Origin of the sequence: Pseudonocardia sp. TRM90224 (assembly GCF_021245725.1) — a bacterium.
Taxonomy (GTDB): domain Bacteria; phylum Actinomycetota; class Actinomycetes; order Mycobacteriales; family Pseudonocardiaceae; genus Pseudonocardia.
Genome location: NZ_JAJGSX010000011.1, coordinates 40552 through 64696 on the forward strand (window position 1 = coordinate 40552; position 24145 = coordinate 64696).

At 73.1% G+C, this 24145-nt stretch carries 26 protein-coding genes; 12 read left to right on the plus strand and 14 right to left on the minus strand.

Going from position 1 to position 24145, the window contains the following annotated elements:
* Positions 1–15: 15 nt before the first annotated feature.
* The gene (locus LL648_RS19315; RefSeq protein WP_232664004.1) at positions 16–1251 is read left to right on the plus strand and encodes an MFS transporter; all 1236 of its coding nucleotides are present in this window, start codon (positions 16–18) and stop codon (positions 1249–1251) included.
* 133 nt (positions 1252–1384) lie between these two features.
* Positions 1385–1867 carry a DUF2165 domain-containing protein gene (locus tag LL648_RS19320; RefSeq protein WP_232664005.1) on the plus strand — a complete coding sequence of 161 codons (483 nt, stop codon included), beginning with the start codon at positions 1385–1387 and terminating at the stop codon, positions 1865–1867.
* Between the two features lie 3 nt (positions 1868–1870).
* Here the strand turns inward: LL648_RS19320 and LL648_RS19325 are convergent, their stop codons facing one another.
* The 3 genes from LL648_RS19325 to LL648_RS19335 are packed head-to-tail and all read right to left on the minus strand — an operon-like array spanning position 1871 to position 3736.
* A complete protein-coding gene (locus LL648_RS19325) occupies positions 1871–2818 on the minus strand; it encodes a hypothetical protein (protein ID WP_232664006.1) in 948 nt (315 codons plus the stop codon).
* A complete protein-coding gene (locus LL648_RS19330; RefSeq protein ID WP_232664007.1) occupies positions 2799–3518 on the minus strand; it encodes a CbtA family protein in 720 nt (239 codons plus the stop codon). Before LL648_RS19330 ends, LL648_RS19325 begins: the two co-directional genes overlap by 20 nt.
* A 2-nt stretch (positions 3519–3520) precedes the next feature.
* Positions 3521–3736: a CbtB domain-containing protein gene (locus LL648_RS19335; RefSeq protein ID WP_232664008.1), complete on the minus strand. Its 216-nt coding sequence runs from the start codon at positions 3734–3736 to the stop codon at positions 3521–3523.
* A 156-nt stretch (positions 3737–3892) separates the two neighbouring features.
* Here LL648_RS19335 and LL648_RS19340 point away from each other — a divergent pair, with 156 nt between their 5' ends.
* The 4 genes from LL648_RS19340 to LL648_RS19355 all read left to right on the plus strand — a co-directional run bounded on the left by LL648_RS19340 (position 3893) and on the right by LL648_RS19355 (position 6962).
* Positions 3893–4456: a histidine phosphatase family protein gene (locus LL648_RS19340; RefSeq protein ID WP_232664009.1), complete on the plus strand. Its 564-nt coding sequence runs from the start codon at positions 3893–3895 to the stop codon at positions 4454–4456.
* A 321-nt stretch (positions 4457–4777) separates the two neighbouring features.
* Positions 4778–5461, plus strand: a complete 684-nt coding sequence (locus tag LL648_RS19345; protein ID WP_232664010.1) for an SDR family NAD(P)-dependent oxidoreductase — start codon at positions 4778–4780, stop codon at positions 5459–5461.
* A gap of 26 nt (positions 5462–5487) precedes the next feature.
* Positions 5488–6318, plus strand: a complete 831-nt coding sequence (locus LL648_RS19350) for an ATP-binding cassette domain-containing protein (RefSeq protein WP_232664011.1) — start codon at positions 5488–5490, stop codon at positions 6316–6318.
* Positions 6315–6962, plus strand: coding sequence for a hypothetical protein (locus LL648_RS19355; protein WP_232664012.1), 648 nt, complete (start codon positions 6315–6317; stop codon positions 6960–6962). The genes LL648_RS19350 and LL648_RS19355 overlap by 4 nt, the downstream gene beginning before the upstream one ends.
* Positions 6963–7035: 73 nt before the next feature.
* On the opposite strand, the gene LL648_RS19360 is transcribed toward LL648_RS19355, so the two are convergent.
* Positions 7036–7497: a VOC family protein gene (locus LL648_RS19360; RefSeq protein ID WP_232664013.1), complete on the minus strand. Its 462-nt coding sequence runs from the start codon at positions 7495–7497 to the stop codon at positions 7036–7038.
* Positions 7494–7835, minus strand: a complete 342-nt coding sequence (locus LL648_RS19365) for a PadR family transcriptional regulator (RefSeq protein WP_232664014.1) — start codon at positions 7833–7835, stop codon at positions 7494–7496. Before LL648_RS19365 ends, LL648_RS19360 begins: the two co-directional genes overlap by 4 nt.
* 62 nt (positions 7836–7897) lie before the next feature.
* Here LL648_RS19365 and LL648_RS19370 point away from each other — a divergent pair, with 62 nt between their 5' ends.
* The gene (locus LL648_RS19370; protein ID WP_232664015.1) at positions 7898–9076 is read left to right on the plus strand and encodes a DNA glycosylase AlkZ-like family protein; all 1179 of its coding nucleotides are present in this window, start codon (positions 7898–7900) and stop codon (positions 9074–9076) included.
* Positions 9077–9152: 76 nt separating this feature from the next.
* On the opposite strand, the gene LL648_RS19375 is transcribed toward LL648_RS19370, so the two are convergent.
* Positions 9153–9590, minus strand: a complete 438-nt coding sequence (locus tag LL648_RS19375; RefSeq protein ID WP_232664016.1) for an Lrp/AsnC family transcriptional regulator — start codon at positions 9588–9590, stop codon at positions 9153–9155.
* Positions 9591–9724: 134 nt separating this feature from the next.
* Here LL648_RS19375 and LL648_RS19380 point away from each other — a divergent pair, with 134 nt between their 5' ends.
* A complete protein-coding gene (locus LL648_RS19380; protein ID WP_232664017.1) occupies positions 9725–13204 on the plus strand; it encodes an indolepyruvate ferredoxin oxidoreductase family protein in 3480 nt (1159 codons plus the stop codon).
* A 25-nt stretch (positions 13205–13229) separates the two neighbouring features.
* Positions 13230–13850, plus strand: coding sequence for a LysE family translocator (locus LL648_RS19385; protein WP_232664018.1), 621 nt, complete (start codon positions 13230–13232; stop codon positions 13848–13850).
* A gap of 64 nt (positions 13851–13914) precedes the next feature.
* Here the strand turns inward: LL648_RS19385 and LL648_RS19390 are convergent, their stop codons facing one another.
* From LL648_RS19390 to LL648_RS19425, 8 genes are all read right to left on the minus strand, one after another.
* A complete protein-coding gene (locus LL648_RS19390) occupies positions 13915–14520 on the minus strand; it encodes an energy-coupling factor transporter transmembrane component T family protein (protein ID WP_232664019.1) in 606 nt (201 codons plus the stop codon).
* A complete protein-coding gene (locus LL648_RS19395) occupies positions 14517–15191 on the minus strand; it encodes an energy-coupling factor ABC transporter ATP-binding protein (RefSeq protein ID WP_232664020.1) in 675 nt (224 codons plus the stop codon). Before LL648_RS19395 ends, LL648_RS19390 begins: the two co-directional genes overlap by 4 nt.
* A complete protein-coding gene (locus LL648_RS19400; protein ID WP_232664021.1) occupies positions 15188–16324 on the minus strand; it encodes a thiolase family protein in 1137 nt (378 codons plus the stop codon). Before LL648_RS19400 ends, LL648_RS19395 begins: the two co-directional genes overlap by 4 nt.
* Positions 16321–17628, minus strand: coding sequence for a class I adenylate-forming enzyme family protein (locus tag LL648_RS19405; RefSeq protein ID WP_232664022.1), 1308 nt, complete (start codon positions 17626–17628; stop codon positions 16321–16323). The genes LL648_RS19400 and LL648_RS19405 overlap by 4 nt, the downstream gene beginning before the upstream one ends.
* Entirely contained in the window at positions 17625–18221 is a 597-nt protein-coding gene (locus tag LL648_RS19410; RefSeq protein WP_232664023.1) for a biotin transporter BioY, read from the minus strand. Before LL648_RS19410 ends, LL648_RS19405 begins: the two co-directional genes overlap by 4 nt.
* A 301-nt stretch (positions 18222–18522) precedes the next feature.
* Positions 18523–19206, minus strand: a complete 684-nt coding sequence (locus LL648_RS19415) for a DUF6766 family protein (protein WP_232664024.1) — start codon at positions 19204–19206, stop codon at positions 18523–18525.
* A 131-nt stretch (positions 19207–19337) separates the two neighbouring features.
* Positions 19338–19871: a cysteine hydrolase family protein gene (locus LL648_RS19420; protein WP_232664025.1), complete on the minus strand. Its 534-nt coding sequence runs from the start codon at positions 19869–19871 to the stop codon at positions 19338–19340.
* 106 nt (positions 19872–19977) lie between these two features.
* Positions 19978–20850 carry a LysR family transcriptional regulator gene (locus LL648_RS19425; protein WP_232664026.1) on the minus strand — a complete coding sequence of 291 codons (873 nt, stop codon included), beginning with the start codon at positions 20848–20850 and terminating at the stop codon, positions 19978–19980.
* Positions 20851–20949: 99 nt separating this feature from the next.
* On the opposite strand from LL648_RS19425, the gene LL648_RS19430 reads away from it, so the two are divergent.
* From LL648_RS19430 to LL648_RS19440, 3 genes are read left to right on the plus strand one after another with little or no spacing between them, the layout of a single operon-like run.
* Positions 20950–22290: an MFS transporter gene (locus tag LL648_RS19430; protein ID WP_232664027.1), complete on the plus strand. Its 1341-nt coding sequence runs from the start codon at positions 20950–20952 to the stop codon at positions 22288–22290.
* Between the two features lie 29 nt (positions 22291–22319).
* Positions 22320–23234 carry a S66 peptidase family protein gene (locus LL648_RS19435; RefSeq protein WP_232664028.1) on the plus strand — a complete coding sequence of 305 codons (915 nt, stop codon included), beginning with the start codon at positions 22320–22322 and terminating at the stop codon, positions 23232–23234.
* A 43-nt stretch (positions 23235–23277) separates the two neighbouring features.
* Positions 23278–24144 (plus strand): DUF2268 domain-containing protein, encoded by an 867-nt coding sequence (locus LL648_RS19440; RefSeq protein WP_232664029.1) that lies wholly within the window; start codon positions 23278–23280, stop codon positions 24142–24144.
* Position 24145: the final 1 nt, after the last annotated feature.

A 24145-nucleotide genomic window follows, 5' to 3' on the forward strand; every position in this document is an offset into this window, starting at 1 on the left:
CCGGCCGGGGGTGTCATGCGACTGCTCGGCGCGCCGGGGATGCCGGCCTACTACCTGACCGCGACACTGGCCAGAACGGGCGCCGAGATGGTCGGGTTCGCGCTGGTCCTGCTCGTGCTGGAGCGGACGGGCGACCCGGCGCTCGCGGGCCTCGCCGGTGCGGCCTTCGCGTTCCCGGGGATCGTCAGCGGACCGCTGCTCGGGGCGTGGCTCGACCGCACGGCCTACCGGCGGACGGCGCTCGCCGCGAGCCAGATCGTGCTGGCCACGGCCATGGTGTGCTTGCTCGCCGCCGTCGGGAGGGCGCCGGGCTGGGTGGTGCTCGTGCTCGCGGGCGCGGCCGGCGTCATGCTGCCGATGGTCAGCGCGGGCTTCACGAGCATGCTGCCCAGCATCGTCGCGCCGTCGCTGCTGACCAGGGCGAACGCCGCGGAGGCCGCCAGCTTCGGCAGCGCGACCATGGCCGGTCCGGCCGCGGCCGCGACGGTCGCCGCGCTGGTCTCGGCGGAGGCGGCCGTCCTGCTCATCGTTGCGACGGCGCTGGTCAGCGCGGTTGCTGTGGTGGCGTTGCCGGTCGTGCCGCCGGTCGTCCCGACGGGTTCGGGGGAGCGGTCGTCCGTCGTCGCCGCGGCCGTCGACGGGCTGCGGCACCTCGCGCGGGTGGCGCCGCTGCGCTCGTCGACGGTGGCCTCGACGCTCTCGCTCGGCGCGACCGGGCTGCTGCTGGTGGCGCTGCCGCTGCACATGCGCACGCTCGGCGAGGAGAGCGCCACCAGCGGCTACCTGTGGACGGCGATGGAAGCGGGCTCCGTGCTGACCGCACTGCTGTTCGGCCGGTGGCAGCACCGGTGGCGCCCGGAGCGGACCGTGCTGGCGACGATCGTGGCCTACGGCGTGGTGATGGCGGCGTGGCCGCTCGCCGGGAACCTCGCGACGCTGATCGTGCTGGTCGCCGTCGCCGGGCTGCTCTACGGGCCGATGATGCCGGCGATGTTCGGCGCCCGGCAGCAGTACAGCCCGCTCGACCTGCAGGGCCGCGTCGGAACCACCGCCGCGAGCCTGCGCATGGGTGTGCTCGCGCTGGGCCAAGCCGCGGGCGGCCAGCTGGTCCTGCACCTCGGCACCGGCACGGTGGTGCTCGTCGCCGCCTGCGCGCAGGTCGCGGCCGCGCTCGTCGGAGTGCTGGCGCTGCGCGCCCCGAGCGTCGACAACGACGTTCTGGCTGTTGTGAGCCCTAACAAACAGCCATGACGTCGTTGTCGACGGATTGTTTGCTCTGCCGCGATCGTGTTGTGTGCTGCATCATCAATGCGGCACGACACGAATCGGGGGAAGGCACACAATGGGTGTACTGCGTCGAGTAGGCAGTCTGCATGCCGTCATCGTGACATTCACGCTGATCACGGCGGTGCAGATGGGATTGACCGGCCTCGGGAACATCACCGACTTCGAGACGAACCACCAGTTCGTCATCCACGTCCTCTCCATGGACACCACCTTCAAGACCACGATGTGGCGGGCGATCAGCAGTCCGGCCGTGGCCACGGTGACGTACGTCGCGATCATCGTGTGGGAGTTGGCGGCCGCCGCCCTGCTGTTCGCGGCAGCGTTCATGTGGATGCGCCCGGGAACCGATCGCCACCGCGAGACCGCCCGGCAGCTCTCGAGCGCCGGCTGGCTGATGTGGGTGGTCCTGTTCGGCGGCGGATTCGTCGCGATCGGCAACGAGTGGTTCTCGATGTGGCAGTCGGAAACCTGGAATGGGTTGCAAGCCGCATTCCAGAATCTGGTCATCGCCGCAATCGGACTGATTCTCGTACACCTTCGACCAGCCCGAACGGCCGTCGAGCAGTGCGAGGCGGCATGACGCTCAGGAGCGCGGTGTTGCCGTAAAAGTGCCGAGCACCCGGAAGCCGCTCAGGAACAGCCCGAGCCCGCCACCGAACGTCAGCACGATCATGGCGCGGTCCAGGTCGGGGTTCCAGCCGAAGGGCAGCACGGCGTTGCTGAAGGCCGCCAGCTCGAACGCGCTGAACTGGGCGAGCACGGCGCCGGCGAGCGCGCAGAGCAGCGGCCCGTAGCGGCGCCCGCGAGCGGCCAGCACGGCACCGGCGACGGCGATCGGCCACACCACGACCGTCACGCCGGCCGAGCCGAGCACCGCCTGCGGGTACGCGGTGCCGTCGACGACCAGCGCCGAGCCGAGGATGTGCACCGCGTGCGCCGCGGCCACCAAGAGGGTGGTGGCCGCGAGCGGGACCGCGAGCCGGGGCCGGCCGACCGCGCCGGGGCCGACCGCGCCGATGCCGGCAGCGCCGATGCCGATCAGGGCGGCCCCGATCGCCGCGAGCGCGGTCAACGCCCACCACAGGAGCGCCGCCGGGGGCGGGGGCCAGGTCTGCTCGCCGCGCACCAGCACCGGGACGTCGCCGACGAGCAGCGGGACCGTCCAGGCCCGGGTGCCTTCCGGCGGCGGCCCGCCCGCCTCGGCGGCGGCTACCCGCAGATCGGCCCAGCGCGCCGAGCCGCCGGGCGGGACGACGGGCTCGCTGCTGCGGGCCGCGCCGTTCGGTGGCAGGACGGTCACCGTCGTGCCCGTCCCGTTGTCGACGCGCAGCCGGTAGCCACCCTCGATCACCGTGACCGCGAGCCCCGGCACGGCCGGCTCGACCGCGAGGATCCGCGGCAGGTGCGCCGACGGCTCCGGGCCGTCGCCGCCGTGCGCCGCCGCCGTGCCCGTCCCCAGCGGGACGAGCACGACCGCAGCGATGATCCCTGCGACGAGCCGGGCGACAGCCCTACGCGGTCGCAGCCGCACGTCGCGCGTGGGTGTCGACGAGCGCACCGAAGATCAGCCCGAGCGCCGTCCAGAGCACGACGTGGCCGCCGAGCGAGGCCAGCCGGAACTGGTAGAAGACGACCGCGGGGAAGTCGGCGGGTGTCTCGTCGATCGTCGGGAGCAACACCATCACCACCCCGACCAGCACGATGTACGCGGCCGCCGCGACCAGCGTGGCGTTCCAGCCGCCGAGCCGTCCGAGCAGCTGCTCGCGCAGCGCGCCGGCCCCGACGGCGAGCAGCACCGACAGCACGACCATCACGACGTACAAGCTGGTGCGCTGGCCGATGGTGTCGTCGATGCTCGACGCCGGCGGGTTGGCCGGGTATTTGAGGAACGGCACGACGATCACCACGAGGAACGCGAGCAGCGCGAGCGTCGCCGCGGTGCCCCGCGGGCCGAAACGGATCACCCGACCGGCCAGGAACGCGTACGCCAGCGCGAAGATCCCGCCGACCGCCGCGCCGTAGAGCAGCGCCGCGACGCCGAGCCCCAACGTGCTCTGCACGCCGCGGCTGACCAGCTCCTCGCCGGGCACCTCACCCGCCGCAGCGGCGAGCTGGTCCTCGAACGCGATGGCCCCGTCGACCGCGGGCTCACCGAACAGGTAGGCGAAGACCGCGTACAGCAGCCCGGCGAGCACGCCGGCGAGCATGCCGCGGAGAAGGAGGGTCCGCATGCTCAGTGGCAGGGGAAGCCCAGCAGGTGGCGGCCGTCGTGGACGAACTCGTGCAGGACGCTCCCGGAGATCACCGACGTCGCGCCCTGGTCCATGCCGACGAGGTACAGCAGGCTCAGCAGGATCACACCGGCGAAGAGCGCCCACGGCGCGATCTCCCGCAGGGGGATCGAGACGGGCACCGATGGGGTGTACGGGGCTGCCGCGGCCTCGGACATGGATGAGCCCTTCGTTCGGACGAACATCGACATCTGAACATATCTTCAGGCGAGCTGACCGAGTGTGCGACGGGCCCGCGGACGTGTCAACCGCGGTGATCCACAAGCAGTCGAGGTCACGTCGCGGGGCGGGCCGGCCGGTGGCACGCTGCCGCGGTGAGCGCTCGCCTGACCCTCGTCACCCACGCCTCCACCCGGGCCACTGCGGCCGCGGCCTTCGCGCAGGACGAACCGCTCGAACCACGCGGCACCGCCCGGGCCGCCGCGGCGCGAGCGGCGGTGCCGCGGCACGACCGGGCGGTCTGCGGGCCCGCGACCGGCTGCCGCGAGACGGCCGAAGCGCTCGGCCTGGCCGCGACCGTCGACGCCGGGCTGCGCGACTGGGACCTCGGCCGGTGGGCCGGCCGCACGCTCGACGAGGTCGTGGCAGCCGAGCCGGACGCCGTGCAGGAGTGGCTGACGGTGCCCGACGCGGCACCGCACGGCGGCGAGCCGCTCACCGCGTTGCTGGAACGGGTCGCCGGCTGGCTGGACGGCGTGCCCGGCGACGGCCACACCGTGGCCGTCACGCACGCCGCGGTCGTCAGGGCCGCGGTGCTGGCGGTGGTGTCCGGCGCGCCGCACGGGTTCTGGCGGATCGACGTCGCCCCGCTCACCGCCACCTCGCTGGGCGGCGGACCCGGCCGCTGGACCGTCCGCACGACGGGCACGGCCATGTGACCATGCCGGCTGTGAGGGCAGGAAAGCCACTTTCCTGCCCTCACAGGGCCTGAAAGTGGCTTTCCTGCCCTCCCCGGACCGCCGGGGTGGTCGACCCGGGCGGTCGGTCTCGAACGGTTCACCTGCTGACCGCTCACCGGAAGGCCGACACAAGGCGTTCAGACCGTGCGCTCCCGGCGTGAGATTTTCTCCGGCGTTCCCGCAGCTGGTGGAGCTGCCGAAAACTTCCGGCCCGGAGCCCCTTCCCGTGTCGTCTCGTTGGTCGCATAGTGCCCAGGGCACGCGGAGGGAGAATGCGAGTTGGGCGGTAGGGGCGTCCTCGTGACCGGCGGGTCACGCGGAATCGGGCGCGCGGTCGCGAAGGTCTTCGCTGCCGCGGGAGACCGGGTCGCCATCCACCACCGCGACTCCCCGCTCGAGGCGCAACAGGCGCTCGCCGCGCTCGACGGCGACGGCCACGTTCTGGTGAAGGGCGACGTCGCCAACCCGGAGGCCGTCGCGTCCTTCGTCACCGCCGCGGCCGACGGGCTCGGCGGGATCGACGTGCTGGTCAACGGCGCCGCCGTGCTCCGCATGCACGACCCGCTCACCACCAGCTACCTGGAATGGCGGCAGGCGTGGCGGGAGGCCGTCGAGGTCGACCTGCTCGGCACGGCCAACGTCTCGTGGTGCGTCGCGCGGCACATGGTCCGCCGCGGGCAGGGTGGCCGGATCGTGACGATCGGCGCCAGGTCGGCCCGCGGCGGCGTCCCGGAGGCGCCCGCCTACGCGGCAGCGACAGCGGGGCTGATCGCGATGGGCCAGTCGCTCGCCGTCGCGCTCGCGCCCTATCGGATCGCCGTTTCGTCGGTGGCGCCGGAACCGACCGGTCAGCACGACACCGCCGGGCAGGTCGCGCCCACGCCGGCCGAGATCGCCTCCGCCGTGCGCTACCTCGCCTCCGCGCAGCCGGTCTTCGTCAGCGGGACGGTGCTCGACGTCGCGGGGAAGGCGCCCATCCGCTGACGGGGACCATGCGGGAGCATGGGCCGGTGGGGCTCCGGATGGAGGGCGTCGGGAAGCGGTACGGCCGCGGCCCGGTGATCGTCGACGGGATCGAACTGGCGGCCGAGCCGGGCCTGCCCGTCGTCATCGCGGGGGCGAACGGGTCCGGCAAGACGACCCTGCTGCGCATCGCTGCCGGCGCGACCGCCCCGACCTGGGGCCGGGTCACCGGTCGCCCGAAGGGTGTCGGTTACGTGCCCGACCGGTTCCCCGCGCACCTGCGCATGCCCGTCGGCGCCTACTTGCGGCACATGCGGAGGGTCCGGTGTGCCGGCGGGGACGCGGCTGTGCTGACCTCCGCGGTTCTCGCGGACCTCGGCTTCACCGCCGATCCGGGCGTGCCGATGAACCAGCTCTCCAAGGGCAACGCGCAGAAGGTCGGCCTCGCGCAGGCGCTTGCCGGCGGCGCGGAGCTGCTCGTGCTCGACGAACCGTGGTCGGGTCTCGACGTCGCCGCTCGCCCCGCGCTGACCTCGGCGGTCGCCGCCGCGGCCGAGAGCGGCGCCATGGTCGTCGTCACCGACCACACCGGGATCGCCGACGCGCTGCCCCGGCTCCGGCGCATGCAGCTGCGCGACGGGAAGCTGCAGGACGGGGATGCTGCGGGGCCCTGCGCGGTGGTGACGCTGCTGTGCCGCGAGCCGGACCTGATGGCGGGCGAGCTCGCCACCGACCCCGAGCACGATGTCACGGTGGCGGCGGGCGCGGTGACGCTGACGGTGCCGTCTGGGCACGTCGACGGGCTGCTGCGGCGGGCGTTGCAGCTGGGGTGCTCGGTTCGTGAGGTCCGTCCGCTCGCCGCGGGAGCCCGGCCGTGATCCTGCCGCTGCTGCGCTACTCGCTCTCCGACCTGCTCCGCTCGCAGCGTTTCCTCATCCCGTGCGTGCTCTACGCCGGGCTGCTCGCAGTGCTCTTCGGCGGCGATCCGGGGGCGCCGCCCGCGCCGTGGGCGGCCTCGGGGCTCGCGCTCTACCCGGTGGCGGCGTGGCTCGCCGTGACCGTCGCGAACACCGAGGACCCGGTGCAGCGCGACGTCACGACGGCCGCCGCAGGCAGCCCGTGGCGGGTGGTCGGGGGGCTGCTGGCGACCTGCCTCGTGGTGGACGTCGTGCTGGTCGCGATGGCGATCGTGTGGCCGATGATCGCTACTCGGTACGAGTACCCGCCGCAGCTCGTCGTCGCGGGCGCGCTGGCCCACCTCGCGGCCGCGGTCTCCGGCACGGCGGTGGGTCTCGCCTGTGCCCGACCGGTGCTCAGGGGCATCGGCTGGACGGCGCTGGCGGTCGCCGGGATCGTCGTGGTCACGGGCATCCAGAACTGGCTGCCGCCCGTCGGCACCGCGATCAAGGCGCTCGACGCCGCATCGCCGTCGCTGCTCGTACTCGCCCGCGACGTCGCCATCGCGCTGGCCCTCGCGGCGCTCGCCGGCACGCTCTCCGTCCGGTTCTCCCGCCGCCGCTGACCGAACTTCCCCACCGTTTTGTCTATTTGCACGCCCTGGAGGGTGTGCAGGTTGGCAAAACGGTGGGGACCTTCTACGGGGTGTCGGCCCTGGAGTCCGCCCAGGTGTCGGCCCTGCCCTCCAGTTCCGAGACGGACAGGTCCTCGCGGACGCTGCCGAGCGACCAGCGGTGCCCGAACGGGTCGGTGACCATGGCGTACCGGTCGCCCCAGAACGCGTCGGACGGTTCCATGTCGGGGGTGGCGCCGGCCGCGACGGCCGTGGCGAACGCCGCGTCGACGTCGTCGGTGTAGAGGTGCAGGACGACGGGGCTCCCGCCGAGGGCCTGGGGTGTCTCGCCGCGCTCGCTGAAGTCGTCGTGCAGCAGCAGCCGGCCGCCGAACAGGAGCAGCTCGCAGTGGAAGACGCGGCCGTCCGGCCCCGCGTTGCGCAGGAGCTCGTCGGCGCCGAACGCGGCCCGGTAGAAGCGCACGGCGGCGTCGGTGTCGGGCACGGTGAGCTGCGGGGTGATGCCGGGGAACTCACTGTTGGTCATCGGTTGGTCTTCCTCTCCTGCAGGAGGTCCTGCGCGGTGTCGCCGGCCAGCAGCGCTGCCAGGTGGACGACCTCGTCGGTGACGGCGGCGCGTCCCGCTGCCGTTATGCGGTAGCTGCGCCGACGTTCGGCCCGCCGGTCGGCCCGGACCGCCTCCTCGTCGGAATCGGTCTCCTCGATGAAGCCGTCGACGCGCAGGCGCTGCAACGTGCGGTAGAGCGTGCCTGCGCCGAGGCGGACCCGGCCCGCGGTCAGCTGCTCGACGGCCGCCATCAGGCCGTAGCCGTGCTGCTCGCCCCGGGTGAGGGCGAGCAGCAGCGCGAACATCGCCGGTGTCACGGTGCTCCCCGAAATAGATGTATCCGTTGTGGATGTATCCACTCTAGGCCATACTTCTGCTCATGGGAATCGAGGAGCTGCGGGCGTGGTGGTCGCACCGCCAAGGCCTGGACGGACTTCCGACCGGCACGACCGCCGCCCAGGTGCTGGCCTCGACGGGGTGGGCGCGTTCGGTCGGCGGCGCGGCGCCCTACCTCACGCTGTTCGCGCGGGCCGGGCTCGGCCGGGCCGAGGTCGACGCCGCCGTCGCCGCGCAGGAGGTGCACGAGCTGCCGTCGGCGCGGGGCTGCACCTACGTGCTGCCCGCCGCCGACTACGCGGTCGGGTTGACGGTCGGTGCGGGCGCACCGGAGGGCGAGCTCGCGGCGGCGGTCAAGCACCTCGACGTCACGACCGGCGAGATCGACAAGCTCTGCGCGGCGGTGCTCGACCTGCTCGGCTCGGCGGGTGAGCCGCTCGGCCCGACCGCGATCCGCTCGGCCGTCGGAGATGCGGCCCGCAGCCTGGGTGCGGCCGGCAAGAAGCGCGGCACGTCGTCGACGATGCCGCTCGCGTTGGGGTTGCTGCAGGCCCGCGGGCTCATCCGGCGGGTGCCCGTCGACGGGCGGCTCGACCAGCAGCGGTTCGGTTACGTGCCGTGGGAGCCGTCGCCGCTCGCCGAGCCGGTCGACCCGGACCGGGCGCTCGTCGAGCTGGCCCGCCGGTACTTCACGTGGGCGGGACCGGCAACGATCAAGCACTTCCGGTGGTTCTCCGGCGCGAGCGCGGCGGCGGTGAAGCGGGCCGTCGCCGAGCTGGAGCTCGTCCCGGTCGGCGACGACATGTTCGTCCCGGCCGACCTGGCAGCGGAGTTCGACGCCTTCGAACGCCCGGCCGCGCCGCAGTACGCGCTGGTCAGCTGGATCGACGGGATCCACCTCCTGCACCGCGACATGGGCAGGCTGCTCGACCCCGCCGACGTCGGACGCCCCGAACCGGCGGGCCGTCGCACGCTGGGTGAGCTCGCCGACCCGCCGTGCCAGCTGATCGTCGACCGCGGCCGGATCGTGGGCCTCTGGGAGTTCGACCCGGACGCCGGCGAGATCGTGCACCAGCTGTTCGTCCCCCGCGACGACGAGCTCGTTGCCGCGATCGCCCGCACGGAGCGCTTCGCCCTCGACGACCTGGGCGACGTCAGGGGCATGAGCCTCGACTCGCCCGCCGCCCGGGCGCCCCGCCTCACCGCCCTGCGCGCCGGCTGACCCGAAGTTCCCCACCGTTTTGTGCACTTGCGCGCCCGCAGGGCGCGCATCCACCCAAAACGGTGGGGGAGTTGGGCTACTCGCGGGCCCAGGAGCCCAGCACCATGAGCGTTTTGGTGCCGGTGACGGTGCCGGAGCGGCGGAGCTGGTCGATCACGTCCTGCAGGTGGCCGATGTCGCGCACGCGGACGCGGAAGAGCGCGTCGGGATCGCCCGCGATCGTGAAGACGGCCTGCACCTCCGGGATCCCGGCCGCGGTGTGCACGATCTCGCCAACGCTGGTCGTGCCGACGTACCGGACCTCGGTGAACGCCTCGATGCCCCACCCGAGCTTCGTGTGGTCGACCTGCACCGTGAACCCGGTGATCACGCCGATGTCGCGGAGCCGGTCGACCCTTCGTTTGACGGCCGCGACGGAGAGTCCGACGTCGCGCGCCATCTCCGAGTAGGTCCGCCGCCCGTCCTCGCGCAGCAGCCGCAGGAGCGTGTGGTCGGTCTCGTCGACGTCCGCCATGCGCAAACTCTAGACGCCGAAGCGGTCTCCAGTGGGAGAACTTTGCGTGCTCGATACCAGTTTGCATCACTAACTTGCGCAGCCGGCGAGCGTGCGGTGTGCTGCTGGGCAACCCACCACGCTGGAGGATCCCTGTGAGCAGCACCGTGGACGTTGCCGTGTCACTGGACGACAAGTACACCGCCCAGCACGGGCGCGTGCTGCTCTCGGGCATCCAGGCGCTGGTCCGGCTGACGTTGGAGCAACGCGCCCTCGACACGGCCCGCGGCCTCGACACCCGCGTGTTCGTCAGCGGCTACCAGGGCTCACCGCTCGCCGGGGTCGACTCCGCGATGGTCCGCGCGCGCAAGCTGCTCGACCCCGCGGGCGTGGTGTTCAAGGCCGGGCTGAACGAGGAGCTCGCCGCGACCGCGGTCGCCGGCACCCAGGTGCTGCGCCAGCTGCCCGGCCGCCGCCACGACGGCGTCACCGGCTTCTGGTACGGCAAGAACCCCGGTCTCGACCGCGCCGCCGACGCGATCCGGCACGGCAACGTCGCAGGCACGTCCGCGCTGGGCGGAGCGGTGGCGTGGATCGGGGACGACCCGAGCAGCAAGTCCTCGACCGTGCCCAGCTCGTGTGAGCCGATGTGCCAGAGCCTCTCGATGCCGCTGCTGGCGCCGGGGTCGGTCGCGGAGATCGTCGAGCTGGGGCTGCACGCCGTCGCGATGTCGCGGGCCAGCGGGCTGTGGACCGGCCTGAAGATCGTCGCGGACATCGCCGACGCCGCCGCGACCGTCGACGTCGACGCGTTGCGCCGCGGCATCCCGGCCAACGAGCGCGTGGACCGCGGCGCGCCGCCGGTGCTGGTCGGGCCTGCGGCCGTCGACGCCGAGCACGACATGCTCACCCGCAGGCTCGACCTCGCCCGCCAGTACGCGCGCACCACCGGCCTCAACGCCGTGACGTTCGACCCGCAGCGCCCCAGGATCGGCGTGCTCGCCTCCGGCACCTCCTACGGCGTGTTGCTGCGCGCGATGGCCGACCTCGGCCTCGACGAGACCGCGCTCGACGCGCTGGGCATGCGGCTCATCCGGGTCGCGATGCCGTTCCCGTTCGACGCGGAGCAGCTCGCGGCGATGACCGGTGACCTCGCCGAGGTGGTGGTCGTCGAGGACAAGACGGCGTTCCTCGAGGACGCGCTGAAGGCGGCGCTCTACCGCCGGGCCGACGCGCCGAACGTCGTCGGGCGCCGCGACGAGACGGGCCGCCCGCTGCTCACCGCACGCGGCAGCCTCGGCGCCGAGGACGTCGCGAAGGCGCTCGCTGCGCGCATCGACGCCGAGCGGCTGCCCGCGTCCACCGCGGCGCGGTTCGCGGCGCACCTGGCCGCGCTCACCCCGCCGCGGCGGTCGCGGATCAGCCTGCCGACGGTCTCGGGCCGCACGCCGTACTTCTGCTCCGGCTGCCCGCACAACACGTCCACCCGCACCGGCGACGACACGCTGGTCGGTGTCGGCATCGGCTGCCACGCCATGGTCGCGCTCGACGGCGCCGGCCGCGGCAACCAGGTCGGGCTCACGCAGATGGGCGGCGAGGGCGCGCAGTGGATCGGCCTCGCGCCGTTCACCGACGACCGGCACTTCGTGCAGAACCTCGGCGACGGGACGTTCCACCACTCCGGCTCGCTCGCGATCCGCGCAGCCGTCGCCGCCGGTGTGACGATGACCTACAAGCTGCTCTACAACGACGCCGTCGCGATGACCGGCGGGCAGCGCGCCGAGGGCAAGCTCGACGTCCCGGAGCTGACCCGCTCGCTCGCGCTGGAGGGCGTGCGCCGGATCGTGATCACCACGCCGGAGCCGGAGAGCTACCGAGGGGTGGCGATCGACGAGATCGCCTCCGTGCGTCACCGCGACGATTTCGCCGACGTCGAGCGCGAGCTGGCGGGCCTCGACGGCGTGACCGTCCTGATCCACCACGACCAGTGCGCGGCGGAGCAGCGCAGGCTGCGCAAGCGCGGTTCGCTCCCGACGCCCGCCGAGAAGGTCGTGATCAACGAGCGGGTGTGCGAGGGCTGCGGCGACTGCGGCGACGCCTCGACGTGCCTCTCGGTGCAGCCGGTGTCGACCGAGTTCGGCCGCAAGACCCGCATCCACCAGGCGTCGTGCAACTCCGACTTCAGCTGTCTCAAGGGCGACTGCCCGTCGTTCCTTCTGGTGGAGCCCGGCCGCCCGGTGCGGCGGGCCGTCCCGCCGCTGCCCGTCGAGCTGACGGCGCCATCGGCGCGCCCGTTCGGAGACGCGGCGGTGCTGCGGATGCCGGGCATCGGCGGCACGGGGGTCGTGACGATCTCGCAGGTGCTGCAGATGGCTGCGCACCTCGACGGCCTGTACGCGGCCGGCATCGACCAGACCGGGCTCGCGCAGAAGGGCGGCCCGGTGGTCAGCGACCTGCGCATCGCGAAGGAGCCCGTCACCGGCTCGGTGCGGGCCTCGCGCGGCACCGCCGACGTCCTGATCGGGTTCGACCTGCTCGGTGCCGCCGCGCCGGAGAACCTCGCCGCGGGCAGCGCCGAGCGGACGGTGGCCGTGGTCAACTCCAGCGTCGTGCCCACGGCCGCCATGGTCACCGGGCGGGTGCTGCTGCCCGGCAGCCCCGACGACGCGATCGAGCGCATCGGGGCGGCCACCCGTGCCGACGCCAACCTCTACCTCGACGCCCAGGGCCTGGCCGAGGCGCTCTTCGCCGACCACATGCCCGCGAACATGCTGCTCGTCGGCGCCGCCTACCAGCACGGCGTGCTCCCGATCAGCGCCGACGCGATCGAGCAGGCGATCCGGCTGAACGGGGCCGCTGTCGAGACCACGCTCGCGGCGTTCCGCTGGGGCCGGGCCGCCGTGATCGACCTCGACGCCGTGACGGCCGCGGCCGTCGGCCCGCAGCGGGCGACGGTCGAGGTGGACGAGCTGGCCCGGACGATCGCCGGTAGCGCTGCTCATAGTGGGGGCGAGCTGGCCGGGATCCTGGCGACCCGCGTCGCCGACCTGGTCGGGTTCCAGGACGAGGCGTACGCCCGCCGTTACGCCGAGGAGGTGCGGCGGGTCGCCGCCATCGCCACCGAACGCGCCGGTGCGGCGGGGGAGCGGGTGGCCGTCGCGTACGCGAAGGGCCTGCACCGCTTCATGGCCTACAAGGACGAGTACGAGGTCGCCCGGCTGCACCTCGACACCGTCGAGAAGGCGCGCCGCGACTCCGAGTTCGGGCCGGACGCGACGGTGTCGGTGCTGCTGCACCCGCCGGTCCTGCGCGCGATGGGGATGAAGCGCAAGCTGCGGCTGCGCCGGTCCGCGGAGCTGGTGTTCCGCGGGCTGCGGGCCGCGCGCGGGCTGCGTGGGACGCCGCTCGACGTCTTCGGCTACGCCGGGGTGCGGCGGCTCGAGCGGGAGCTGGTCGGGGAGTACCAGGCGCTGGTGCGCGGCGCGCTCGACCACCTCGACGCCGGCACCGTCGACGAGGTCGTCGCGGTCGCCGAGCTGCACGAGGTCGTGCGCGGCTACGAGGACATCAAGCTCGCCCGGGTCGCCGAGTTCCGCGAGCAGGCCACTGCCGCGCTGGTGGCCCTGGCCGGGTGATCCGCTCGGCAGCAGCATGGCTCCCATGGGAGCCATGCTCACGCTGCTGCTGGCGTTCGTCGCGATGTCCGCGGTGGTGATCTGCACGCCGGGGCCGGACACCGCGCTGACCGTGCGGAACGCGATCACCGCCGGCCGGCGCGGCGGGGTCGTCACCGCGGCCGGGGTGGCGTCGGGCCAGCTGGTGTGGACGGTCACGGCGAGCGCGGGCATCGCCGGGCTGCTGCAGGCGTCCGAGCCGGCGTTCCTCGCGGTGAAGCTCGCCGGCGCGCTTTATCTGATCTACCTCGGGGCGCACTCGCTGTGGACGGCGTGGCGAGGCCACCCGCCCGCGGCGGAGCGCGGTGCCGGTGCTCGGGCCGGGCACGGTCGAGCGTTCCGCCAAGGCCTGGTCAGCAACCTCGCCAACCCCAAGATGGCCGCGTTCTTCCTCAGCATGCTGCCGCAGTTCGCCGGCACGTTCGCGGGGCTGCTCGCGTTCGGCGCGCTCTTCTGCCTGCTGACGTTCCTCTGGCTGGCCGGCTACAGCGTCGCTGTGCACGCCGCCCGCCGCGTGCTCGACCGCCCGCGGGTGCGCCGCACCGTCGACGCTGTGAGCGGCGCCGCGCTCGTCGCCTTCGGCGCCCGGCTCGCACTCACCAGGTAACCGTCGACAACGACGTTTTGGCTGTTGTTAGCGCTAACAAACCGCCGGAACGTCGTTGTCGACGTCAGCGGTCGCCCATGCCGCGCGCGGCGAGCGCCTCGCCCAGCTCGTCGGCGTGCCGCACGGTGCGCACGAGCAGCGGCACCGCGAACGCGACGACCGAGCGCTCGGCGCCGCGGGCCCGCTGCGCCTCCCGCACCTCACCCGCGATGCGGGTGAGCGTGGTGACGGCCTGGAACATGAGCCCGACCAGCAGCGCGACGTCCCCCGGCCGGACGCCGAACCGCCGCAGAGGCGCCAGCCGGCGCTCCAGCATCGCGACGATCGCGTCGATCCGGGTGGTGAGCGTGAACAGCGTGGCGGCGGCGAGCGTCGCGATCACCCGCAGCCCGACCACCGTCGCCTGGTCGAGCCCGATCAGCCACCACTGCACGAGGAACAGGAACGCGGCGATCACGAGCACGCCGCGCGCGGCCGCCCAGCAGCGCCGGAGCGGGATCCGCGCGACCACGAAACCGAGCGCAACCGCCGCGACCACCACCCCGAGCCACACCGGCGACGACAGCACGAACGTCCCGCTCGCCAGCACCAGCAGCGCGAGCAGCTTCCACCCGACGCCGAGCCGGTGCAGCGGCGAGCTGCCCGGCTGGTAGAGGCCCAGCGGGTTCACCCGACCAGCTTCCGGTAGAAGCGCAGCGCCGGCTCGGGGAGGTCGTCGGCGACGACCCGGCCCTCGTCGAGCACGACCACCCGGTCGAAGCCGTCGAGCAGGTCGAGGTCGTGCGTGACCAGCACGACCTGCTGCGACAGCCCGGCCAGCACCTCGACGAAGTGCTTCGTGTTGCGGTGGTCGAGCAGGGTCGTCGGCTCGTCGCAGACCAGCACGTCCGGCTCCAGCACGAGGATCGAGCAGAGCGCCAGCAGCTGCTTCTGACCGCCCGAGAGGTGGTGCGCCGGGTGATCGGCGTAGCCGTCGAGGTTGTGCTCGGCCAGCACGGCCGCGGCGCGCCGGGCCCGCTCCTGCGCGGAGAGGCCGCTGCCGCGCAGGGAGAACGCGACGTCCTCGCCCGCCGTCGGCATGACGATCTGGCTGTCCGGGTTCGTGAACAGGAACCCGACCCGCTCGCGCACCTTGCGCCCGTGCCGCGCCGGGTCGATCCCGTCGACGAGCACCCGTCCGCTGCTGGGCCGGACGAGCCCGTTGACCATCCTGGCCAGCGTCGACTTGCCGGAGCCGTTGGCCCCGACGAACGCCACCCGGCGCTCGGCGAGCCGCAGGTCCACGTCGTGCAGCACCACCCGCTCGCCGTAGGCGTGGCCGATCCCGTCGAACTCGATCACCGGACCGGCTCCCACGTCGTCGCGACGCCGAGCCCGCCGCCGGACGAGAGCGCGGCCAGACCTATGCCGGACGTGCCATCTCGCACCATCCGGCTGAACAGCCGCACCACGAGCACCGCGCCGGACGCGCCCCACGGGTGCCCCAACGCGATCGCGCCGCCGTCCGGGCTCGCCGTGTGTTCGTCGACACCGGCCGCGTCGAGGCACGCGAGCGCCTGCCCGGCGAAGGCCTCGTTGAACTCCACCACCTCGGGCGCTGTCGTGAGCACGGCCTGCATAGCGGGGACGGCGCCCAGCCCGAGCCGGTTCGGGTCGAGCCCGGACGTCCTGGCGGCGAGCAACCGCAGGCCGGGCAGGCCGCGGCTGCGCCGGAACTCCTCGCTCACGACGAGCACCGCGGCGGCGCCGTCGCTGACCCCGCACGAGTTCGCCGCTGTCGCCGTGCCGTCGGGGGTGAACGCCGGACGGAACCGGGCCAGCCGCTCCGGTGTGAATCCGGCGCGGGGTCGCTCGTCGGTGCCCACCGCGCCGATCTCGACGATCTCGGCGGCGAACCGCCCCGCCCGTTGCGCGTCGACCGCGCGCGAGTGGCTGCGCAGCGCGAACGCGTCCTGCCGCTCGCGGGAGATGCCCGCCTCGCGGGCGACCAGGTCGGCGGCCGGGCCCATGTCGGGATCGCCGATCTCGGCCGGGGCGAACGGCGCCCGCGTGTAGAAGTGGGGCGGCTCGGGTGCCTGCCCGGCCCGCCACGCGCGGTGCGGCGCGGTCGAGGCGCTCTCCACGCCGCCGGCCAGAACGACGTCCGCGTCACCGGCCCGGACCAGCGCCGCCGCCGTCGTGATCGCGGCGAGCCCGCTCGCGCACTGCCGGTCCAGGGTCATCGCCGGGACGTGCTCGCCGAGGCCGGCCCGCAGCGCGGCCACCCGTGCCGGGTTGCCACCAGGGCCGAAGACGTTGCCGAGCAGCACCTCGTCGCAGCTGTCGAGGCCGACGTCGGCGATCGCAGCGCGCAGCACCGGCGCGGCCAGCTCGTCCACCGTGAACCGGCGCAGCACCCCACCCGCGTTGCCGATCGCGGTGCGGCGGGCGGCCACGACGACCGGGGTCCGGTCGTTCATCGCGGTGCTGATCATTGCAGGGTCGCCGCGTCGAGCGCTCCCGCTGAGAGCTGCGAGGCGATCGCAGCCCGCGCGGGCTTGCCGGCCGGTGTGCGCGGCAGCTCCTCGACGGTGAGCCAGCGCCGCGGCCGCTTCGCCGGCTCCAACCGGGCCCGTGCGGCGTCGCGCAGCGCCGGGAGCGCGGGTGGGGCGGCCGGGTCGGGCTCGACGACCGCGGTGACCAGCGCGCCGAACACGGCGTGTGGGGTGCCCGCGACCACGACGTCACGCACGCCGGGTACCGCGCGCAGCGCAGCCTCCACCTCCTCGACGGCAACGAGCTTGCCGCCGCTCTCGACGACCCCCGAACCTCCGCGCCCGTGCAGCGTGAGCGTGCCGCCGGTGTGCAGGGTCGCGGTGTCGTCGACCGTCGACCAGCCCGCCGGCGCCGGCTGCAGCTCCCCGGCGCGCAGGTAGCCGCTGAAGGCCAGCGGCGACCGGACGAACAGCACGCCGTCGCGGACCTCGACGTCGACGCCCTCGACCGGGCGCAAGGCGGTGTCGTCGCCGCGGCGGATCGCGATCAGCGAGTGCTCGGCGGAGCCGTAGTACTCGACGAGCTCGCACGCCGGCAGGAGCTCCCGCAGCCGCGCCCGCAGCGGGTCGCCGATCGCGGCGCCCCCGCAGACGACGGTGCGCAGCGTGCACGCGGCCCGCAGCTCCGGGCGCTGCACGAGCACGTCGAGCAGCGCGGCGAGCATCGCCGGGACGACGTGCACCACCGTGCAGCTCGTCGCGTGCTCGGCGGCTGTGGGGGCATGCCATCGGTGCATCAGGACGGGCCGGCGTCCGGCGTGCAGCGCGTGCAGGGCCGCGAAGAGGAAGAGCGACGAGCTGAGCGGACCGGGCACGAGCACCGGACCGTCACCCGGGAGCGGCAGCGCGGCGAAGCTGCGCAGCCACGACGCCCGGGTGCGTTGCAGCACCTTGGGCCGGCCGCTGCTGCCCGACGTCGTCGGGAGGTAGAACGCGGTGTCCCCGTTGCCGTACGGCTCGACCTCGACCGCCGACGGTGCCGGTACGCCGTCGACGACGGTGTCGGGGCGGGCGTCGGCGAGCACGGCCTCGGTCTCGATGGGCGTCCAGCTCGGCTCCAGCACGAGCGTCGCGGCCCCGAGCAGGTCGGCGCCCAGGAGCCACGGCAGCGGGTCGGCCGCCGCGACCGCCACGCGGCTCCCGACGTGGACCCCGCGGGCCGCCAGCTCGCCGGCCGCCCCGCGCACGGACGCCGCGAGCGGCGCAGGGAGTCGGGTGCCGCCGAGAACGGGTGGGCGGGTCACGCGCCCGGATCGCCCGGCTTCGTGCTCGGCCTGGACGTAGGCGCAGCGAGCGTGCCGGGGAGTGCGCGGTGCACGAGCGAGGCGATCACCGCGGCGGCGACGACCTTGGCCAGGTCGCCGGGTACGAACACCGCCGACTGGACGAGGGCCGCCCCCATGTTGCCGTTGTAGATGCCGAGGAAGGGGATCCCGATGAGGTAGTCGGCGGCGAGGCCGGCGAGGTTCGCGACGAGCATCCGGGGCAGCGTAAGCAGCCCTCGGCTCGCGATGATGCCCACGACGAAGGCGGAGAGGATCCAGCCGATCAGGAAGCCACCGCTCGGCCCGAGGAACGGGCCGATGCCACCGCGACCGCCGGACAGCAGCGGCAGGCCGACCGCCGTGACCGCGAGGAACAGCACCACGGAAGCCGTCGCCCGGCGCGCGCCGAGGATGCTGCCGGCCAGCAGCGGGCCCGCGTTCTGCAGCACGATCGGGACGCCGGAGCCGCCGACGTAGACCCCCGGGAAGACGCCGAGCACCGCGATGAACGCCGCGAAGACCACCGTCCGCGCGACGTCGGCGGCGGGCAGAGTGGCACGGGGTTCGGGCACTGGCACTCCTCGGTCGAGCTCGGCGGAAGGTGATCCTAACCGGGCTCGCCGGCACGTCGACGCCGTTGCGCACGACGTCACGTCCGCGGTGGGTCGACACCTCCAGCCCGGTGAGTCGACACTTCCAGCCCGGTGAGTTGTCACTTCCAGCCCGGTGAGTTGTCACTTCCAGCCCGGCGGGTCGTGCCGCGGGTGTCGACTCACCGTGTCAGGGGTGTCGACTCACCGCGTCGGAAGTGTCGACTCACCGTGTCAGGGGTGTCGACTCACCGCGTCGGAAGTGTCGACTCGACGGGGTGCTTCAGCCCGTCTCGCCGGTTTCGCCGTGCGGCACGCCCACCGGTTTGGACTCGGGGGAGCCGCGTTGGCGCAGGTAGACGCCGAAGACGGCCATGCTGCCCACCGCGAGCATCTCCGACTGCCAGTTCTGCGTGGTGCGGTTCCAGAAGTCCGCGTCGCCGAGGTAGGCCACCCACGTCAGCGCCGGCTCGCCGTGGCGGGCCTGCTCGGCGTTGTGCGCCGCCCACCCCGCGACCGACTGCGCGAACATGCACAGCAGGAAGATCCCGCCCATCACGATCCCGAGCGAGCGGGAGAAGACGGCGGTGCGCCAGTCGCCGGGGCGCGCCCACCGCGGCGACCCGGCGCGGGCGAACCGGCCGACCCGCTGCTCCTCGTCGCTCTCGGTGCCGGCCTCGTCGAGGTGCTTCGACTCCGGCGAGCCGCGCTGCACCAGCCACACCGTCGCAAAGATGTAGAGGAAGAACTGCAGGTACTCCGACTGCCAGTTCTCCACGACGTCCACCGCGAACGACGACGACAGGAGGTACCCGCCCAGCGACACCGCCGCGGCCCCGTGCGTCGTGAGGTCGTCGTTGTACTGCGCCAAACCCGAGATCGCCTGGCCGCCGAGCGCGAGCAGGAACAGTGCCCCGAACACCAGCCCGAGGCCGTTGTCGTGCAGGACCTTCCGGAGGGCGCTCATCTCCCCAGTACCCCGACGGTGATCGCCCACGCCAACCCCAGCGCGATGACGGCGAGATATGCGACGAACAGAGCGCGGACAGTCTTCATGCGCAGGCGTTCCCGATCACGATGCCGGGGAAACGCCCCTGATCAGGCGATGAGCGTGCCGCTGCGCACGACGTCGATCATGGGCGCGTACAGCCGGAGGATGTCGATCGCCTTGGCGTGGCTCGCGTCGTCGACACCGGCGCAGACGTCCTCGACGACCTGCACCGGCACGCCGGCGTCGGCCGCGGCGAGCGCGGTGGAGAGCACGCAGCAGTCCGTCGACACCCCGGCCAGCACGAGCGTGCCGTCACCGACCGCCGCGGCCAGCTCGTGGCCCCACTTCGAGAACGTCGTCGCGGTGACGACGTGGGACGTGCCCGGTGCGAGGTCGGTGACGACGTCGTAGAGCTCGGCGTCGGGCGAGGTCAGCGCGAACGGCCACCGGTCGTAGTACGTCTGCCACGAGCCGTGCGGGACCGGCGGCGGGACGAAGCGGGTGAACGTCACCCGCGGCGCCATCGACTCGACGAGCTGCTGCACCCGGGGAACGATCTGGGCGAAACGCGGGGTGGCCCACGGGCTCGCCGGGTTGGCGAACACGACCTGCATGTCGATCACAGCGAGATGGCGGTTCACGCGGTGATCGTCTCCTGCCACCGCCCCGAAAGCACGCGAACTTCCCCACCGTTTTGCCAATCTGCACACCCTCGGAGGTCTGCAAGTTGGCAAAACGGTGGGGAAGTTACGGGGCTGCCAGCGAGGACGGGCCGCTGGCGAGCACGGCGGTCGTGAGCGCGCGGGTGGCGGGCCGGTGCTCCGTGCGCGGGTTGGTGATCAGCACGAGGTCGATGAAGCCGAGCTCGGGCAGCCGGTGCTGCGCGCCGAGCCGGGTGAGCTGCACGGGGACGAGGCTGCCGGCCATCGCCGAGACCCCGATCCCCGCCGAGACGGCCGCGATGAGCCCGTTGACGCCGCGGCAGATGCAGGCGCTGCGGTAGGCCGTGTTGGTGCGGTCGAGCGCGTGCTGCATCGCCGTGCGGCTCAGGCTCGGGTTGGGGTAGACGACGAGCGGCACCGGCCGGCTCGGGTCGATGCGGGTCGCCGCGGCGCCGACCCACACCATCCGGTCGCGCTTGACCAGCGTGCCCTCGTGCTCGCCGCGCGGGCGCTTGCCGACGAACAGGTCGAGGCGGTCGTTCTCCAGCCGGCGGTGCAGAGTGCCGCTCTGGTCGATGGTCAGGTCGAGGTCGACGAGCGGGTTGGCGCGGCGGAAGTCGCGCAGGATCTGCGGCAGGCGGGTCAACGCGAGGTCGTCGGACATGCCGATCCGCAGCCGACCGTGCGGCTGCTCGCCGCGGAAGTACGAGGCGGCGTGCTCGTGCGAGGCGAGGATCGCGCGCGCGAACCCGATCATCGCCTCGCCGTCGCCGGTGATCTCGACGGTGTGCGTGTCGCGCTGCACGAGCGTGCGGCCCGTCATCTCCTCCAGCTTGCGCACGTGCTGGCTCACCGTGGGCTGCCGGATGCCCAGCCTGGCGGCGGCCTGCGTGAAGCTGCGGGTCTGCGCGACCGCGAGGAACGTCTGCAGCTGGATCGGGTCATAGAGGTCGGTCATTACGCCCCGCAATAACAGTAAGTCGAATGATCGGGGTTCAGAATAGCGTTCCGGCGTTCGAAACTGGGAATGTTCCCCGATCACGACGGAAGGTTTGCAGTGACAACGGCGGCGGCCGCTCCCACCCCGACCAGCCCGATCGAACCGATCGACCCGATCAAGAACCCAGCACCACCACCGCGGCGCCGCACCTTCGCAGCCTTCGCCGTGCCCAATTTCCGCGTCTACGCCGCAGGTCAGAGCGTTGCCAACACCGGCAACTGGATGCAGAGCATCGCGCAGGACTGGCTGGTGCTCCAGCTGACCGGCAGCCCCACGGCCGTCGGCTTCACGATGGCGTTGCAGTTCCTGCCGATGTTGCTGCTCGGCATGCATGGCGGGATGCTCGCTGACAGATATCCGAAACGTCTGATTCTGGCCGTTACCCAGTCGCTCAACCTCGCGCTCACCAGCACGCTCGCGGTACTCACGCTCACCGGCCAGGTCCAAGTAGGACACGTCTATCTGCTCGCGCTCGCGGGCGGGCTGGTGTTCGTCGTCGACAATCCCACCAGGCAGGTGTTCGTCAACGAGGTCGTGCCCGCGCGGTACGTGCCCAACGCGATCGCGCTCAACGCCGCGGTGTTCCAGACTTCGCGTCTGCTCGGCCCCGCCGTGGCCGCGGTCCTCATCGGGACGGTCGGCATCGGGTGGGCGTTCGCGGCCAACGCGCTCTGCTACGCGGGCCCGCTGCTCGGCCTGCTGCTGATCAAGGGCGCCGACCTGGTGCGGACGCCGCCGGCCCCGCGCGCGCCGCGCCAGCTGCGGTCGGCGCTGCGCTACGTCGCCGACCGGCCCGACGTCGCGTGGACGATCGTGCTGGTCGGGGTGGTCGGCACGTTCGGCCTGAAGTTCCCGGTGGTGCTCACGGCGATGGCGGACACGACGTTCGCCGGCGGCGCCGACCTGTACGGCCTGTTCAACGTGGTCCTCGCGGTCGGCTCGGTCGCCGGCGCGCTGCTGGCCGGCGGGCGCACCCGCTCGCACACCGGGTTGATCGTCGTGATGGCCGCGGCGTTCAGCATCGCCCAGATCGCGGCGGGGTGGGCGCCGGGCGTCCCGCTGTTCCTCGTCGCGCTGGTGCTGATGGGCATCACGAACCTGGCGTTCCAGGCAATGGCGAACTCGTCGGTGCAGACGGCCGTCGCGCCGGCCATGCGCGGCCGGGTGATGGGCCTCTACATGCTCGCGTTCACCGGCGGCACGCCGATCGGCGCGCCCATCATCGGCTGGATCACCGCCGCCTACGGTCCGCGGATCGGCATGACGTTCTGCGGTGTCGTGCCGCTGCTCGCGGCCGTCGCGATCGTGCTGCTGAACCGGCGCCGGCGCCGGGCACCCGGCGGCGACGCCGTCGACAACGACGTTGTGGTTGTTTCACGAGCCGTGGGGCAGCCATAACGTCGTTGTCGACGGGATAGCGTCGCGCCGTGGAGTCGATCAGTCGGTGCTGGCCGGAGCCGTTGCGGGTGGGGGACCGGGTCGAGGTGATAGCGCCGGCAGGCCCGCCCCCGGCCCCGCAGCTCGCCGCGGGCCTGGACGTGCTGCGGTCGTGGGGCCTCGACGTGCGGTGCGCCGCAGACCCGGAGCGGCACCACCCGACGCTGCCCTACCTCGCCGGGACCGACGCCGAGCGGGCCGCGCAGCTGCAGAAGGCGTGGTGCGACCCCGGGAACGCCGCCGTGGTCTGCGCCCGCGGTGGCTACGGGGCGTTGCGCATCCTGGACCTGCTCGACTGGACGGCGATGGCGGCGGCCGGCCCGAAGGTCTTCACCGGCTCCAGCGACATCACGGCGCTGCACGCCGTCCTCGGCCCGGCCTGCGGGCTGGTCACGATGTTCACCCCGCTAGTCGCGAGCGACGCGATGGCCGAGCCGGTCGCGCAGGAGAACATGCGCCGGATGCTGTTCGAGCGGGAGCCGACCCTGCACGGCGGCCCGTCCGCCCGCACGCTGGTCGGCGGCACCGCGGCCGGCCCGACGGTGGGCGGCACGCTCAGCCTCATCGTTTCGACGCTGGGCGTCGCAGGCGTGCCGGCCCCGCCCGACGGCTCGATCGTGCTGCTGGAGGACATCACGGAGGCGCCGTACCGGATCGACCACTTCCTGACCCACCTGCTGCGCAGCGGCTGGTTCGACACCGTCGCCGGGGTCGTGCTGGGGTCGTGGCTCAAGTGCGGCAAGCCCGAGCGGGTGCACGACGTGATGGTCGACCGGCTCGGTGGGCTCGGCATCCCGGTCGTCGAGGAGTTCGGTTTCGGCCACGCCGAGGGCCAGCTCAGCGTGCCCCTCGGGGCGAGCGTGGTGCTCGATGCGGATACACCCACATTGACGTTCGTTCGGTAAAGGGCTGGCGGTTGACGCAGGGGCAACCACTACGGTCGCCGTCATGACCATCACCGTGATCGACAGCTACGCGGCGATGCGCGAGATCCTGCACGCTCCGCTCGCCGACCGCCCGGCCCTGCTGCGTCGCATGCTGGAGCCGGTCGCGGGCATGTACCGGTTCTTCCCCGGCGAGCCCGACCTCGTCGACCTGCACCAAATGGGCAGCGCGTTCCGCATCGACCGCGACGACGAGCGCGTCCTGCCCGCGCTGGAGACGATGCACGAGGCCCGGGTGTGGGATCGGATCGAGACGGCGCTGAACGACGCGCTGAAGGTGCAGCTCGACGCCACACCGGGCATCACGGTGCCCGACATCCAGGTGCTGCTCGTGCTGGGCGACCCCGCCGACACCCTCTTCATGGACGCCGCGCTCGGGGTGACGGGCAACGGCGGGCTCTCCGGCTACATCCTGCTCAACGTCTGGCCGTTCCCGGAGAACCTGGAGCGGATCGAGGCGACCGCCGTGCACGAGCTGAACCACAACCTGCGCTACAGCACGGTCGTCTGGAACCCGATGACGGTGACCGTCGGGGAGCACGTCGTCAGCGAGGGGTTGGCCGACGCGTTCGCCCGGCAGCTGTACGGGGACCTCGGCTACACGCGCATCGGCGTGCCGTCGCAGGGCGACGACGCGGTGTTCGAGAAGGTGCTGGCCGGCCTCGACGTCACCGGGATGCAGAACTTCGCGTCCTACGTCCACGGCGACACGATCGCCGCGCGGTACGGGGGGACGCCCGTCGGGCTGCCGACCGGCGCCGGGTACGCCGCGGGCAACCGGCTCGTCGACACCTACCTCGCGGCCACCGGCAAGACGGCCGCCGAGGCGACGCTCGTCGACGCGGCGGAGATCATCGCGCACACGAGGTAGC